We start from the raw sequence: 14,706 nt of genomic DNA, 5'->3' as shown, positions 1-14,706 counted from the left end.
TCGTGCAGGTGGTGTAATCTATGTACAGGCGGTGGGTCAGAGTGTGCTCTGTTCCTCACCGCTTTTTTATGGCATGTGTACAAAGTAATAACCTCATAAGTGGGGTCAGATTTCAGAGTTGATTATCTGTGCCGTTCTATTAGTTTTGATTCAACATCATCCTGTAGAGCTGCTGGCGTTATTTTTTTCTGTGTGTTGTTGACCGATAGATAGACTCTACTTGGCTCAGGGGAAACAGAATGCGGGAAGGGTATCTTCCTTTGCCCTGTAGTTCCAGGTAATCTCTGCCTATGCTGACTAGACGGATATTGTTGAATTCATTTCCTGACGGAAAGACTGTCCGAATTCCTACACGTACACCTCGACAAGCTGGAGGAATATCAAATACACGAATGGAATAAAGACTAAGTGGCACGAATAACTGCCGATTGACTTTAATAAAATGTCGTGTGTATACACGGGAGATTCGACCCGGCTCTAGACCTGACAGAGGAGCATTAAGCTCCGCGAGCTTTCCTTGAAGCTCAGACAATCGTTGCTGAAGGCTTTTACCCGTATGAAGCGGTTTCCTGTTCATAAGTAGTCCTCCGTTCTCCATTTATACCTAATATATGAATGGATGGGGGCAAGGGGTGAGTGGTGGTTCGCCCATGTTCATTAACGACTTGAAGCAGATCAGACATAAGGAGTGATTGAAATGATCGTGGAAATGTACAAAGATCTCATTCGAGATGAACGCGGAAATTATTATATTGCTATACAGATTGAACAGAATGTACTCACACTGGTGAATGCCTTTGTAGAGGCATCCTTCACACCCGAACTGATCTACAATGAAGAATTCCGTACCAAGTACAAGGAGCTTGATGGTGGTTTTGTTGGTAAAATTGCGATGGATCTCCTTCGACATGATGTCGTGATGGGCATGAAGGAAATCGACCGTAAATTGCTGGATCTCGCGAAGGTTGAAGAAGAATATACGGTGAATTTTATTGATACCATTGAATTTTATCGTCATCCGGCATGGGAACGCAAAGCGTAAGGTGCTGTTCTCCAATTGCATCTGAGAAGAGTTAAAGTGAACCGCGTGTACGGTACTTCAAGTCTGAGAACGTAGTTCGAGATCATACGAACCAGTTCAATAATGACCTCTAATGGAGGTCAGAATGAGTTGACCACTGCAATAACAACGTTTGTGATCTTATCAAGGCGTATCTTGTCTCAGACGCTCGAGCTCTCCAATAATAATCATTGTTTGACTACTCAGGTGTCTGAGTTCCTGCAAGGAACAATCCGCATAATTTAGAGGAAGCGATTGTATAAAGAATTTGAACAAGGAATGCTGCTCTAGGTACTGTTCTTTATAAGTGCCGTCAATCAGATTAATCGTTACACCATAAGTAGAGAAGATGTTTTTGATATTGTTTTCGAGAATGTAGAGATTCGTATCGTTAGTGGAGTCATGACTATGAATGTAATGTTCTAGTTCTTGATGATAAGCAATCATAGTTAGGATGATGTTATGGTATGAAAGGGTAGCAGATCTTTCGATATGTTTACGAAGCTCATGATAATCATAGACATAGCTTGCCAGAATAATTAGGCCCAGTGCCGAGAATAGCACGATCATATATTTTGATGATTTTATCTTATGCATCGTAAAATCCCTTTTATTTATGTATTCTCATAGATGGATAGAGTTATTGATCATAACATAAGAAGCTTGTCAGAGATAATGGATAAAAGAGGAAAGGCCTAAACGCTCCTGTAGTCAGGTTCGTTTAGGCTTTTGTCGATGTTTATACTGAGCTGTGTCGCAGCTCATTTTCTGGCCGCAAACGAATGTTTAATTCCTCGTCTCTTGGGCATATCAGTTTACCATCAACGACATCTAGCCTGGCAGCTTGAATCGAGGATCTACGAGCCGGCTCACTAGCATGGTCGACACCTTCAACACGGTCAGGATGCGTAAAATAGAAAATATAGGCTTCGTTATCCTGTACAACCACATCAGCATGCAGCCCAATTACACCATCATCGACTCGAACTCCGGGTTGATCCAGAATCCGATTGTTCCACTCCCACTGCTCTAGATCATCCGAGCGATATACGGCCTGTCCCCGCCACTCATCCACAATCATCCAATACGAATCCCGGAAACGAAAAACATTAGGCCCTTCATGAGCTGAACCTGTTATTACAGGGCCAATGACTTCCCAGTGATAGAGATCAGAGCTGTCTGCTGCATACGTATGAGCACCGTTGGCTTCGTCCTTATACCACATACGAAAGCGTCCATCAGGAAGCGGGTAGATACAAGCGTCAATGACACGATCAGAGCTAAGCTTTAATGTGCCGTGGAATGTCCAAGTCAATAGATCCGGGCTAGTGTAATGCAAGAGGTGACGAGAATGACCTGGCCAATCATGAGGTACGCCTTGAATGTAGCTGACATACATATGATACATTCCATCATGCCAAAAAATTTCTGGTGCCCAGAACGTATTATGACCCCACTCATGTTCCAGCCCCGTTAAAGTACCTCGATATGTCCAGGATTGTCCTCCATCCAATGAAGAAGCTACGCCTAGATCTGTACCGTGAACCCAAGCGAATTTGGGGCCACCTGCTGTAGCTCTTCGATTTGTGTAGATCATCCACCATGCTTGTTCAACATGATTCCATACAACAACGGGGTCAGCAGCACCGTCATAAATGGGATCTCGAAATAAGGGTGCACTCATCATTACGCCTCCTATCGAATAAATGCAGAATAATTTCATTCAACTTAGACTGTCTTCAATCTATCGTATTAGAAAAACAATGGAATTACAATATAGATATTTCAATTGAAAAGGATTAATATTTTCATTAATCTAATATCATAATGAAATTTTAGATTCTGTAGTAGTAATACTGACCTTATTTTAGTAAAACATCGTGTACGATGAATAGGCAGAATATGCTAATATTTATCTTAGTTAGGAATGATTAGAGCTTGTCTACCATTACGATGTTATAGGAGAGATGAGAATGATTCAGACGAGATTGGATGAATTAGGTATTGTTTTGCCAGAGGCAAGTGCACCTGCAGCCAAGTATGCAAACGCAGTCATTGTGAATGGCATCATGTATGTATCAGGCAAAGGGCCAAACACGGAAGAACGTGGCAAGTTGGGAGCAGATTTTACAACAGAACAAGGGTATGATTTTGCTCGAAATGCAGGCATTGAAGTCCTTGCGGTTGTTCAGGATGTGCTCGGTTCACTTGATCGCGTTAAGCGTGTCATCAAGGTGCAAGGTTTTATTAACGCAACGGCTTCTTATCAGGAACATCACAAAGTGCTGAATGGCTTCTCGGATCTTATGATGGATGTATTTGAAGATCGCGGGGTTCATGCTCGTTCTGTGTTCGGAGCCGTGTCAGTCAGAGATAACCTGCCATTGATTATTGATTCTATTTTTGAGGTAGAGCAATAAACGTTATCAAAGGCAAACGAATCATGTTGGCATCCCAAAAATTTAGTCTTAGGATTTAATGTAAACGGTTCATAACACGGTTCGTTGGGGAGAGACACTCATGAGATTGTTAGGTCAAGGTAACACCGCTGATGTATATGAATATTCGCCTACGCAGATTATGAAGCTGTACAAAATGGGTTATCCACTGGATGCGGTTCAGAGAGAGCTGCGTATTACAAAGTTAGTTCGTGAAAAGGGGTTAAATGTACCTCAGGTTGGGGCGCTGGTGAAGAAAGAAGGACGTCACGGTATCGTATTCGAGCGTATTGAGGGCAGCACGATGTTGTTACTGATGATTCAGCAGCCTGACTTAATGGATGAGCTTTCAACACGTTTGGCACGATGTCATTATGATCTACATGCTCTGGATGATCATGAGAGAACGCTCCCCGTACAGAAAGAGATATTAGTGGGTGCTATACAGCGTGCTCCATTGTTGTCAGACCAAGATAAAGAACGGATTATACAATACTTAGCGAACCTTCCTGTGCGCCAGCAGATTTGTCATGGTGACTTTCATCATGATAATGTCATGTTTAGTGAAGCAAAAGATCAGCTATGGTTGATTGACTGGATGACAGGTATGTCGGGAGATCCAGCGGGTGATGTTGCCCGGAGCTGGGTAATATTAATGAGCGGTTCGTTACCTGAGGATGTCGATCCTACGATGAAGTTAGGGTTTGAGACATCCCGTAATACGTTGGTAGACCGGTATATCCAGCAGTATTTATTAATCTCTGGCTTAAGTTGGGAGGATGTAGATACTTGGATCTTACCTGTTGCTGCCGCTCGACTGGATGAGCAGTTATCGGAACGAGAGGCTGAGCGAGTGATGACATTTATACACGATCGTCTTCTTCTGCTTAACTGATTCATTGACATTACATAACGAGGTGAACGTTGTATGCTGCAATCATTAGAAGCCATTCAATTATTCAGATCAGAACACATCTTAGAGGCAGAGCAGCAGCCCTGGCTGAAACTGCTTGTCGAAGCAGAGCAAGTGAACATTAATCTTGAACGCATTCATTCTATAGCCGAACTTGAAGAGACGAATCTCGTTTTGGACTATGTGGAACGCACGCTTCAGGTGCTGGATCGACTTGAAGTGTCGTTTTGGGTGCGTGATATTGTGGAGGAAGTGCTGGCTTGGTCAGAGATTGCCAAAGCGGGCTCGATGAACCAACGCCGTGCGTGGCAGAGAGCGGGAATCAATCTATTCGTGCATAACATCGGTTCTGCACAATTGTATGATCTGTACCACCGCCAGGGTCACGACACCAATCATCACACCACACGATATGAGATTATTCGAACGTTAATTGCAACTCACGGACTCGTAGGTCAGTATATTCGTGGGGAAATTCCTTTTGCAGAGAACACACCGCTTCATACCTTTATTTCAAAAGGATGGCTGACAGAGAATGAACTGCATACCATTCTTATGACATTAAACGAATGCATTATTGCTGGCGTTAACTCTGAGCTGTGGCAACAAGTGCAAAGCGAAGCGCAGGAAATTATAGGCTGGATCGTGACGGAGTCAGATCATCGGGATTGGACGATGCAGGAACGTTTGTCTCGTTTGAGAAGTGCCTCAATCCGCCGGGGCGAGGATGTAAATTCCGCTTATCAAGCGATACAAGATCAGTGGGATATTGATCTGGCATTATCTCCATTAGAACACCGAACCTTGTGGTATGTAGAGTCGGCGTTGCAGGATTTCTCATTGCAGGAGATGATCAAGGTTCTGTTGCTGACCATACATCGAGCTCCGATCCAATCGCTAGCGTCCAACGTTACGAAGCCTGATGATGAACGTCCTGTTTCGCAGGTTCAACACATTAGCTTCGAACCCTTGATGAACAGCATGTATTACGATTACAAAGGTGTTAAGAAACTGAATGTGTATAAGAAAAGAATGATTGAAAAGTATCTGGAGCAGTGGTCATGGGCACAGATTGAATCAGATCATGAGATCGTATACCCTCATCTGGCTCATCGGGTAGAACGCCACCCTGAATTACCGGATACCGTATTTGTCAATTTTGAATTCTCGCCGGCTGCTGAGAAGTTAATTGCCTTCTGTATTGAAGCTGAGAAATCACCATTATATGACAAGGCTGTGCTGCTGTTATTTGATCTGTTTGGATTACGGCGTGATGCTTATGACCGGTTTCATAATGAAGAAACGTATCTTGCAGATATGAATAGCTCCGGTGATTACAAAAAAGTACTACTCGACTATATGGTAGGTAAACGAGTGTTAGATATCGGCCCAGGTGGTGGGGTATTACTGGACTTGATCGAACAGGAGAAGCCTGAGCTGGAGCCGATCGGAATTGATATCTCGACAAATGTAATTGAAGCGTTAGAGCGGAAGAAGCAGCTGGAAGGCCATCGCTGGCAGGTCATGAAGGGGGATGCACTTCAGTTGCATCAATACGTTCAGCCTGGAACGGTGGATACGGTTATTTTCTCATCCATTCTGCATGAATTGTATTCCTATATTGAACGCGATGGTCAAAAATTCAATCAGGATACGGTGATTGCTGCTCTTCAAAGCTCGTTCAATGTGTTATCTCCTGGTGGACGAATTCTTATCCGTGACGGCATCATGACAGAACCTGTAGGTCAGAAGCGTCGCATTCGGTTTCTTGAGCCTGAAGGGATGCGCTGGTTGGAACGATATACGCAGGACTTCCAAGGGCGGACGATAACCTATGAAGTTTTGTCTGAGAATGAGGTGCTGCTTCCGATCAATGATGCGATGGAATTCCTGTACACATACACTTGGGGTGAGGAAGCCTATGTACACGAGATTCAGGAGCAATTTGGCATATTTACGCCATCTGCCTATGAGCAATGTATTCATGAAGCATTGGGTGATGAGGCACAGATCATCACTCTGCAGCATTTTCTACAACAGGGATACACAGAGGCGCTTAGCGGACGGATTGAATTCATGGATGAAGAAGGGCGTGAGACTTCACTACCAGATAGCACCTGCCTGATTGTGATTGAGAAGAGAAGGGATTGAACCATGCATGAGCAGCGAGGTCTTAACGACATTGTATTTTGTAAGGCACGCGGAATCCGAGTATGTGGAAGGACTAGAGCGTGAACGTGGTTTGACAGAACAAGGTAAGCATGATGCCGAGATGGTTTCATGCTTACTTCGTCATGAGAGCATTAATCTATTCTATTCAAGTCCCTATAAGCGTGCGCTGGATACCGTGCAAGGGCTGGCAGACGAAATGGGAGTTGAGATCATAACCATAGAAGATTTGCGTGAGCGTGCATTATCTAGTTCCAATGTGCGGCATACCAACTTTCGAGCAGCCAAGCGCAAGCTGTATGAAGAGCGTTCATTTGCCTTTCCGGGTGGTGAATCCAGCATTCAAGCACAGCAGCGTGCAGTTCAAGCTATATCAGACATCTTAGAACGGCATTCAGGGCAAAAGATTGTGATTGGCACACATGGGGATGTCATGACTCTGATCTTCAATTATTATGATGCATCCTATGACTATGAGTTCTGGGGAAGTACCTCGATGCCAGATATTTATAAACTGGAGTTTAATGAAGATCATAAACTCATGCAAGTAAGCCGTTTATGGAAGCCCTAATACTTCGAAGTAGAGAGGAGATAGGAATGAAAACTACATTTCATAATGATACATATACCATCGAGGAGCTACACGTTTCACCTTTACAGGAGCAAACCTATTGTATATTCGATCTCGAAGGTACAGGCATCTTACCCGATCAAGAAAGTGTGACACAGTTTGGAGCGATGTTATACAACAATCGTGACCAACTCCATGAGACTTTCTCGACGTTATCACGAGCCGATAAACCGATTCCGCAAGCCGTTGCACAATTAACGGGCATTACCAATGAAGATATGATTACGGCGCCCTCATTTATGGAAGCCTTTCGTGCTTTTACCGATTTCATCGGAGATCGTGTGCTTGTTACCCAAGCGGGGTATGAGTATGATTTGCCGATATTAAGACGTCATTGTGAGCTGTATGGACTGCCGATGTTTAACAATGATGTGCTGGATACCAAAGCTATGTTTACATACATCCATCCTGAGATAAACGAAGTGATCTCCACGGATTTTCTGATTCAGTATTATGGCTTGCATACAGAGTGCATTCAGAGACATGATGCACTCGCAGATTGTAGTATGATCGCACTTATATTCGAACGGATTCTTGAAGAATACCGGGCGCTTGGTCTGGATCAATTCACAGCCGATCCTGCTCGATCGATGAAACGGTTCGTGATACCAGAGATGTATCTGAATGATAATTGATAAATGATAAATAGGGGACGAGCTGAAGTGAAGAACCAACTGACGATGAGAAGTGCGGGATGGATCTTTTTTGTGTCCTATGTTATGGGCATCTGGTTCACGGCGTGGATCAGTTCGGAAGGCAATCCACATCATGATAATCTAATGTTATTCCTCGCATATGTAGCCATTGGTCAAATCGTACTCAATGTGATGCCAGCCGTAATCTGGTGTCGATACCGAAATATATCTCTTCGAACAGCATTTAAGCTACATAAAGTATCTTTGAGGAATATCATCCTGTCTATGTTGATATTTGCTCTAAGTCAGATAATCTTACTGTTTTTCCACCAGCTTACCGAAGTTGTTTCTCAATGGTTAGGGGCTTCTTATGGAACATCATATTATCCGATTGCGGACTCCCTGTTTTCCTTAGGCATTCTCTTGTTAAGCATCGGGGTCATTCCTCCGATCTGTGAGGAGCTCCTGTTTCGGGGCGTCTTGCTGAGCGGGTATGCCAAACGGGGGCTGTGGTTCGCCGCGATTGTTAGTTCTTTTCTGTTCGCCTTGTTCCATGACAACCCCTACCGATTAATTGAATTATTCGGAGCGGCTCTCGTTTCAGCTATCATTGTCATTCGATCAGGCTCCATCATTCCAGGCATTATCGTTCATTTGATCACGAACTCTACGTATGTTATTAGCTCATATATTCAGGGAGGAGACATGCTGGAGGGGATGACAACCCCAGAGGGACCTAATCTACTCATCCTACTGATGACGGGTTTTGCCTCACTGATTACTTTGATGATCTGCAGATGGTTATATACTCGGTTTGATCATCCTGAGACTGAAGTAATAGCGAAGAAGGCTGGTTGTTCTGCTGGACTTCGTGCGTTGGCGTGGATGATCCCGATCATGCTATCTATCGTTGTGTTTGTTATCAAATTTTGGATAGGAAAATTCGCTTTATAAGAGTGACATTTCTCGCATAACTCCTCTTGCTTACGACACGGTCGATAAAAGCAGGAGGAAGGTGATAAGGAACAAAATTTACTTTTTCAACGATCAATTATGCCTTCGCTGAGAATGTTTAAATTGTTTCCTTTTTGCGGCAGACATAAACGAAAGCAGGTGGGATGTTGAGCGGCACGACGTGGATTTTTTCGATAATGAAATGCTCAGAAAGTGTTTTTCTCATCTGCAGAGAATATTGAAAGGCAATAAACAATCCACCAGGTTTAAGTGACTTTACAATTTGATCCACTAAGGTGTCTCGCAATCCAGGTTCGAAGTTGAAAAAGGGTAATCCACTAAACACCACGTCCAACTGTTGAACATTGGCTTGTGTCATAGTTTCTACTAACTTAGTCGCATTGGGATAACAGGTGAACGCAGGAAATGTACTTTGCAATTGATGTCTCATCGTCTGATCCATCTCAAATAATAAAACTTTGGTTGATTGCTGAACCTCGTTATAGATGTAACGTGTAATTGCTCCAGTACCTGATCCAAGCTCGGCTACTGCTTTGGCTTCAAGCCAAGGTGCCTGACTTACCATTTTGCTCGCGAGAAAATGAGAACTGGGAATGATGCTGCCTACATTTTTGGGACTGCGAAAAAAGCTTTTCAGAAAAAGAAGAGATTCTTTGAAATTCAATGTCGGTTCCTCCAAGGTGTTATTTGATAAAACGAATGAGATTCGGTATTTAATAAAGTAGGCTAAGAATGGGACGCCCCAGGTAAGTGCCGGCTGTAAAATAGAATATGGTTCAGAGCACAGCACTGGAATACGAAATAAAGATAAATTTTAAAAAGGTAAGTCGCTTAGGCCAATGAATATGGTCAGAACATAACGTACAAGTGGAATGAAAATATCTATATATAGCGATGAGCGGCCGTTTTTACTCGAAATCGTAAGGATAATTCTGAAGAAAAACTAAAGATTTCGTAGGTGGAAAATAAATCTGTGCACGTAAAAACGCTCGTCAACGTAATGTTGGCGAGCGTTTTAGTAGTTGCTTGGATAGTCGAATGAAATATCACCGTGTAGAACGACGAATAGGCTACCGGGAAGATCTCGATAGCCTTATACAAGTACATATGTTGCTCACCACAAATATGAATACATGTTAGCCTAAAAGAAGTGATTAATTCATCAGCCCGCCAAGTTAGTCCTCATTACAAGCGTAATGCAGCAGCATGTCCACCAATTGCCCCGTCATCTGCTCATTCGGTGGGTAGAGATCGACTGAACGACGTGTGACCATCTTCTGAAGTGCACCCATCATCACCGTGAATATAAACTGAGCAAGTTGAAGTGGGGAAGAAGTATTCTTGATGCTGCCATCTGTGATCCCTGCATTCAGTACATCCAGCAGAAAGTGATTTTCTTTGCCAATCTGATTGAACCGATCATACGTCTCTCTTAATTCAGGAGTAAAATCATAAACCTCATAGTTGATGTCGAACAGTTGAATGAATCGGATATGATCCGGATGGTTCCGGGCAAAGCTGATCCAGGCATGAAGCATGGCTTCGAGCTGTTCACGACCGTTTAGCCCCGTATTCCCCGACAGACTAACATGATCCGTTAAATTCACCACCAGTTGCATTTGAATCGTAAGAAGCAGCTCATCGAGTGACTGAAAATGCTTGTAGAAGGTTACTCGGCTTAGTTCTGCTTTGGAGCAAACGTCCTTGATCTTCACCTGGAGCAGTCCATGCTTCAAAAAAAGTTCCTTACCTGCTGCGATCAGGTCATCGCGATGTTTATTTCTAATCTGCTGATGATAATTTTCATTCACGAGTCGTTTGTAATCCTTTCTTGGACCGACGTGCCTTGAGCGTTAGCGATAGTGCAGCAAGAAGCATAATTGCCCCAAAAATATACGGGAAGTTCAAGTTTTTGTCAAACAGCAGCCCTGCAACAAGTGGCCCAAATACAGTACCCAAACTGGAATACGTCGTATTTAGACCCGAAGCGTATCCCTGTCGATCACCGGCGTTTTTGGAAATGAGTGTACTAACGGACGGCCGTAAAAATGCATTAAAAGCGAAAAATAAAGCAGAAGCGAACAACAGATACACTAGGTTGACTTTAATTAACATAAGTAATAGTGCAATCGGCGCCATGATGAGAGAGAGGCGAATAAGCTTAATTTCACCGATTCTTCGCACTGACCAATCCAGTAGCCAGATCTGGACTATGATCCCAATGATGGCCCCCATCGTAATAATGATGGAGATCGTTGCGGCATCGAAGCCGTATTTTTGCTCTGCAAAAAGAGAGAATACGGTCTCATAGCTCATTAGACCAAAGGTCATTACGAGAATCAGAAGTAAATAGTTGAAGTAAGGAACCTGGAATGAGCTCCAAATTACCTTACCCAGATGATTACCTTTCTCCCTAGCTTTAGGAAGCACTCGTTTCTCAGGAGGTAAAGTCTCCGGCAGAAGTAGCGTAAGTATACCTGCGAGAAGTCCCAGACCAGCCGCGAAGAAATAAGGCATACGGATGCCCATCTCAGCGATTAAGCCGCCAAGACCTGGTCCGAGAACCATACCCAGATTCATGGCTGCGCCGAAATAGCCCATTCCCTTGGCACGTGTCTCTGGCGTAGTAATATCGGCGACATATGCGAGATTCGCAGGAACCATCAGGCCTAGGCTGATTCCACCGATAAAACGTGCGATGTAGAGAAGCGGCAATGACGTTGATATGGCAAATATGATATCCGAAACAACGGAGAGGAACATACCAGCAATAATTAATTTTTTGCGACCAAAGCGATCAGCCCATTGTCCGCCGAGCGGTGAAAATAAAAATTGAGCCGCCCCAAAGGCAGCTACCAAAAATCCAGCGACGGTACCTCCGGCATGAAATAACTTCAAATACTCTGGCAATATAGGGATAAGCATGCCTTGCCCTAATAAAGCGATAAACAGATTTAACATTAGAATCAAAAGTGGAAAACGGACAGATTTTGGCAATGTACCCATGAACGTATATTTCTCCTTTATTTACACATTGTTAACCTTTACGATATGTAAACCATGATAATGCAGTATAATTGATTTTGTAAATCATTTTTTTGGGGAAGGATGAGCCTTATTGATCGACCATAACAATCTTGAAGAGTACCGCGATCCGATGAATTATGACCTTGAGTTCGGCGGTGAGATGCACAAACATGATTTTTATCTAGACATGGCAAGATCTAATCCTGGGAAAGTGCTGGATCTCGCTTGTGGTACGGGAATGACCACGATTCATCTGGCTCGTGCAGGGATTGATATTACTGGAGTGGATATAGCTGCTTCGATGCTGGCATATGCACGTGTAAAGGCTGAGGGGCTGCCGGTGGAGTTTATCGAGGCGGATGCTCGCACTTTCGAATCTGATCAGCGTTATACAATGATCTATTTGACCGGAAACGCCTTTCAGGCATTCTTGAGCGATGAAGATCAGTTGGCATTACTCCACACTGTTCATGAACATCTGGAGCCGGGTGGCCTGTTTGTGTTTGAGACACGTAACCCCGAAGGCAACGATCTAAGTGATGAAGGGGAAGAGGACTGGGGAACATTCGTCGATATCGATGGGATAACGGTTAAGGTATCTGGGACACAAACGTATGATGCAGACAACCAGATCATGCACTGGGTCACAATTCGAGATTGGGGCTACAGGCATACGACTTCACGCATCGCTTGTCGTTTTACGGATAATGCTACACTTCATCGCCTGCTGACGAGTCACAATTTCACGATAGAAGATCAATATGCGGACTGGAATAAAACGCCTTTTACCCCGCTGGCCTCATCCATCGTTAGTGTTTGTCGTAAAAATTAGATTGACGGAGTCGCCGCTGGGCGGCTTTGTTTAGTTTGTGCGAACGACAGTTTGTTATGTTACACGGTATGCCGATGCAAACGTACATAAAGTAGAAAAAGCTGAACCAGATGTCCTTGATTACAGGATTGCAACATATCTTAAAGTGAAGGGCGATTCGCAAGGGTCGAGTGCCTTCAAGCACAGCCATATCATGGCAGATGGGAGAGCTGTAATGACGAAACGGGTAGTTCTGTTGGAGGATGGTACGGCAGAGATGAAGGGACTTATAGGCAGTCAAGGAGTCAGTCTTTCCGAGTTACTTCGTGCTGGCTGGCCTGTTCCGGCCGGGTTCGCTGTAACAACGGAATGCTGTCGCGAGTTCAATACCCGTCTTGGACATGGTTCTACTGATGCAGCTCAGGAGGTGGAACGTGCGATCCATCATTTGGAACAGCGCACGGGTACGATCTTCGGTGATGCCAAGACACCACTTTTACTTTCCGTTAAGCCAAGTGAAGTTCATTCCAATACGAATGAACGTGCGTCGTTCCTTTATGTTGGCCTTAACGATGTGACGGTGGAAGGGCTCGCTGAGCAAACAGAAGATCGCTGCTATGCACTTTATTGTTATCGAAGCTTATTGCAGGACTTTGGTTACTTGGTACATGGAATCCCATATGAATTGTTTGGTGAATCCGCAGGTGAGCCTGAGATACAGGACGAACTTGAATTAGAACGCATCATCACCGAACACAAAATAATAATTGAAGTTCATGGTAGGACACCATTTCCTCAAGATGTGAAGTCTCAACTCAGTGAAGCACTGGGAGCCTCCTTCTCTCATACACATTGCAGTCCAGTTCTAGTACAGGTAATGGTGAACGGGGAATATGGCGAGCATATGAGTTCAGAATCAGCATGCAAGATGGTTGTGGATATGGTGAGTGAAGGTTTGATCACAAAAGAAGAAGCCTTATTGCGAATCGACCCATTACAAGTGACGGAAATGCTCATTCAATCATCAGATTTGACAAACTCGTTGCATGCTGGAAGTATAGTTTCTCTCACAGATCGGGAAGAGAAGAATGAATGCGTTATTAGAGGACAGCATTCTCCGCAAGTGTTAGCCGTGCAACAGTTGCTTGAATGGGCTGATGAGGTGAAATCTCTATCCGTGCTGGTTAATGTTAATCATCCAAGGGATGCGATCCTCGCTAGAGCTTTGGGAGCAGAAGGAATAGGCCAATGTCAGATCGAGGCTATGCTGCTATCACCATCTCGGCTACCTTTTGTCCAGAAGATGATCACAGCTGACAACGATTACGAACGTAGACGTGGGGTAGAACGGTTGCTTCCGATGCTGCAAGCGGACTTTGAACAATTTTTCGAAGTGATGGATGGTTGTCCGGTAACGATTAAACTGCTGGACTCGGCATGGGACGAACGCTTGCTTGATGTCGAAGCGGATATGCTGGATATGCAGATTGAGGCGATTTTTCGCGCTGCCTTAAAAAGCATTCATCAGGGACTTTGGGTACGACCCGAAATTTTGATTCCGCCTGTAAGCGATTCCAGCGAATTGCAACGATTGAGGGAGCTGGTGGATCATATAGCGGATCAGATTTTAGGTGAAGAAAAAAGGCATTGTCTATATAAAGTAGGTACGACCATAGAAATTTCTAGAGCGGGTACGATTGCAACTCAAATGGCTCGCCACGCCGACTTTTTCTCATTTGGAACATTGGATATTCGAGAAAATAAAAATCTCGTAGAAATGAGCGTTGTACAGGGTAAAGCCCGCAAACCGTATCTAAGGTCAGGGGTTTGTATAGAACAAGCTGCGAATGCAGATACGATTGCGTTCTGCCATCGCATAGGAGTAGATTATGTGAGCTGTAGCCCAGAGCAGGTTCCGTTTGCACGAATTGCGGCTGCCCAGGCGGCGATTAGAGAACGCAAGCGGGACAGGAACGAACAGAATCATGACATTTCAACGACAGCGTAAATATTCAATCTGAAGGATCAAGGGGTATGCGAAACACTG

Annotated in this window: 15 protein-coding genes; 9 read left to right on the top strand and 6 right to left on the bottom strand. The window is 44.1% G+C overall.

Annotated elements, in window-relative coordinates:
- Positions 1 to 178: 178 nt before the first annotated feature.
- The gene (locus M3636_RS10340; RefSeq protein ID WP_251382401.1) at positions 179 to 577 is read right to left on the bottom strand and encodes a hypothetical protein; all 399 of its coding nucleotides are present in this window, start codon (positions 575 to 577) and stop codon (positions 179 to 181) included.
- A 120-nt stretch (positions 578 to 697) separates the two neighbouring features.
- On the opposite strand from M3636_RS10340, the gene M3636_RS10335 reads away from it, so the two are divergent.
- Entirely contained in the window at positions 698 to 1,042 is a 345-nt protein-coding gene (locus M3636_RS10335) for a hypothetical protein (protein WP_251382400.1), read from the top strand.
- Between the two features lie 162 nt (positions 1,043 to 1,204).
- Here the strand turns inward: M3636_RS10335 and M3636_RS10330 are convergent, their stop codons facing one another.
- Positions 1,205 to 1,657 carry a hypothetical protein gene (locus tag M3636_RS10330; RefSeq protein ID WP_251382399.1) on the bottom strand — a complete coding sequence of 151 codons (453 nt, stop codon included), beginning with the start codon at positions 1,655 to 1,657 and terminating at the stop codon, positions 1,205 to 1,207.
- Positions 1,658 to 1,799: 142 nt separating this feature from the next.
- Positions 1,800 to 2,744 (bottom strand): glycoside hydrolase family protein, encoded by a 945-nt coding sequence (locus M3636_RS10325; protein WP_251382398.1) that lies wholly within the window; start codon positions 2,742 to 2,744, stop codon positions 1,800 to 1,802.
- A gap of 289 nt (positions 2,745 to 3,033) precedes the next feature.
- Here M3636_RS10325 and M3636_RS10320 point away from each other — a divergent pair, with 289 nt between their 5' ends.
- From M3636_RS10320 to M3636_RS10295, 6 genes are all read left to right on the top strand, one after another.
- Positions 3,034 to 3,480 carry a RidA family protein gene (locus M3636_RS10320; RefSeq protein WP_145409533.1) on the top strand — a complete coding sequence of 149 codons (447 nt, stop codon included), beginning with the start codon at positions 3,034 to 3,036 and terminating at the stop codon, positions 3,478 to 3,480.
- Positions 3,481 to 3,580: 100 nt separating this feature from the next.
- Positions 3,581 to 4,393, top strand: coding sequence for a phosphotransferase family protein (locus tag M3636_RS10315; RefSeq protein ID WP_251382397.1), 813 nt, complete (start codon positions 3,581 to 3,583; stop codon positions 4,391 to 4,393).
- Between the two features lie 33 nt (positions 4,394 to 4,426).
- Positions 4,427 to 6,562, top strand: coding sequence for a class I SAM-dependent methyltransferase (locus M3636_RS10310; RefSeq protein WP_128101598.1), 2,136 nt, complete (start codon positions 4,427 to 4,429; stop codon positions 6,560 to 6,562).
- Positions 6,563 to 6,569: 7 nt separating this feature from the next.
- The gene (locus M3636_RS10305) at positions 6,570 to 7,151 is read left to right on the top strand and encodes a histidine phosphatase family protein (protein WP_251382396.1); all 582 of its coding nucleotides are present in this window, start codon (positions 6,570 to 6,572) and stop codon (positions 7,149 to 7,151) included.
- Positions 7,152 to 7,177: 26 nt separating this feature from the next.
- On the top strand, positions 7,178 to 7,846 hold the full coding sequence (locus M3636_RS10300; RefSeq protein ID WP_251382395.1) for a 3'-5' exonuclease: 669 nt from the start codon (positions 7,178 to 7,180) through the stop codon (positions 7,844 to 7,846).
- Positions 7,847 to 7,873: 27 nt separating this feature from the next.
- On the top strand, positions 7,874 to 8,800 hold the full coding sequence (locus tag M3636_RS10295; RefSeq protein WP_251382394.1) for a CPBP family glutamic-type intramembrane protease: 927 nt from the start codon (positions 7,874 to 7,876) through the stop codon (positions 8,798 to 8,800).
- A gap of 118 nt (positions 8,801 to 8,918) precedes the next feature.
- Here M3636_RS10295 and M3636_RS10290 read toward each other — a convergent pair whose 3' ends face one another.
- The 3 genes from M3636_RS10290 to M3636_RS10280 form a co-directional block, all read right to left on the bottom strand.
- The gene (locus tag M3636_RS10290; protein ID WP_251382393.1) at positions 8,919 to 9,485 is read right to left on the bottom strand and encodes a class I SAM-dependent methyltransferase; all 567 of its coding nucleotides are present in this window, start codon (positions 9,483 to 9,485) and stop codon (positions 8,919 to 8,921) included.
- A gap of 511 nt (positions 9,486 to 9,996) precedes the next feature.
- Complete coding sequence (locus M3636_RS10285; RefSeq protein WP_251382392.1) at positions 9,997 to 10,632, bottom strand: TetR/AcrR family transcriptional regulator; 636 nt, start codon at positions 10,630 to 10,632, stop codon at positions 9,997 to 9,999.
- A complete protein-coding gene (locus M3636_RS10280; RefSeq protein WP_251382391.1) occupies positions 10,625 to 11,827 on the bottom strand; it encodes an MFS transporter in 1,203 nt (400 codons plus the stop codon). Before M3636_RS10280 ends, M3636_RS10285 begins: the two co-directional genes overlap by 8 nt.
- Positions 11,828 to 11,939: 112 nt before the next feature.
- Here M3636_RS10280 and M3636_RS10275 point away from each other — a divergent pair, with 112 nt between their 5' ends.
- Entirely contained in the window at positions 11,940 to 12,680 is a 741-nt protein-coding gene (locus M3636_RS10275; protein ID WP_251382390.1) for a class I SAM-dependent methyltransferase, read from the top strand.
- Positions 12,681 to 12,894: 214 nt separating this feature from the next.
- The gene (locus tag M3636_RS10270; protein WP_251382389.1) at positions 12,895 to 14,667 is read left to right on the top strand and encodes a putative PEP-binding protein; all 1,773 of its coding nucleotides are present in this window, start codon (positions 12,895 to 12,897) and stop codon (positions 14,665 to 14,667) included.
- Positions 14,668 to 14,706 lie beyond the last annotated feature (39 nt).

Origin of the sequence: Paenibacillus sp. MER 99-2, from assembly GCF_023714095.1 — a bacterium.
Classification (GTDB): Bacteria; Bacillota; Bacilli; order Paenibacillales; family Paenibacillaceae; genus Paenibacillus.
Note: the sequence above shows the minus strand (reverse complement) of the source record. Positions and strands in the feature narration are given on the sequence as shown.

What these genes read in the sequence shown, in the direction of transcription:
- M3636_RS10280 (WP_251382391.1), bottom strand. Translation starts at nt 11,827, where the DNA reads ATGGGTACATTGCCAAAATCTGTCCGTTTTCCACTTTTGATTCTAATG.
- M3636_RS10270 (WP_251382389.1), top strand. Translation starts at nt 12,895, where the DNA reads ATGACGAAACGGGTAGTTCTGTTGGAGGATGGTACGGCAGAGATGAAG.
- M3636_RS10340 (WP_251382401.1), bottom strand. Translation starts at nt 577, where the DNA reads ATGAACAGGAAACCGCTTCATACGGGTAAAAGCCTTCAGCAACGATTG.
- M3636_RS10330 (WP_251382399.1), bottom strand. Translation starts at nt 1,657, where the DNA reads ATGCATAAGATAAAATCATCAAAATATATGATCGTGCTATTCTCGGCA.
- M3636_RS10320 (WP_145409533.1), top strand. Translation starts at nt 3,034, where the DNA reads ATGATTCAGACGAGATTGGATGAATTAGGTATTGTTTTGCCAGAGGCA.
- M3636_RS10325 (WP_251382398.1), bottom strand. Translation starts at nt 2,744, where the DNA reads ATGAGTGCACCCTTATTTCGAGATCCCATTTATGACGGTGCTGCTGAC.
- M3636_RS10315 (WP_251382397.1), top strand. Translation starts at nt 3,581, where the DNA reads ATGAGATTGTTAGGTCAAGGTAACACCGCTGATGTATATGAATATTCG.
- M3636_RS10305 (WP_251382396.1), top strand. Translation starts at nt 6,570, where the DNA reads ATGAGCAGCGAGGTCTTAACGACATTGTATTTTGTAAGGCACGCGGAA.
- M3636_RS10300 (WP_251382395.1), top strand. Translation starts at nt 7,178, where the DNA reads ATGAAAACTACATTTCATAATGATACATATACCATCGAGGAGCTACAC.
- M3636_RS10335 (WP_251382400.1), top strand. Translation starts at nt 698, where the DNA reads ATGATCGTGGAAATGTACAAAGATCTCATTCGAGATGAACGCGGAAAT.
- M3636_RS10310 (WP_128101598.1), top strand. Translation starts at nt 4,427, where the DNA reads ATGCTGCAATCATTAGAAGCCATTCAATTATTCAGATCAGAACACATC.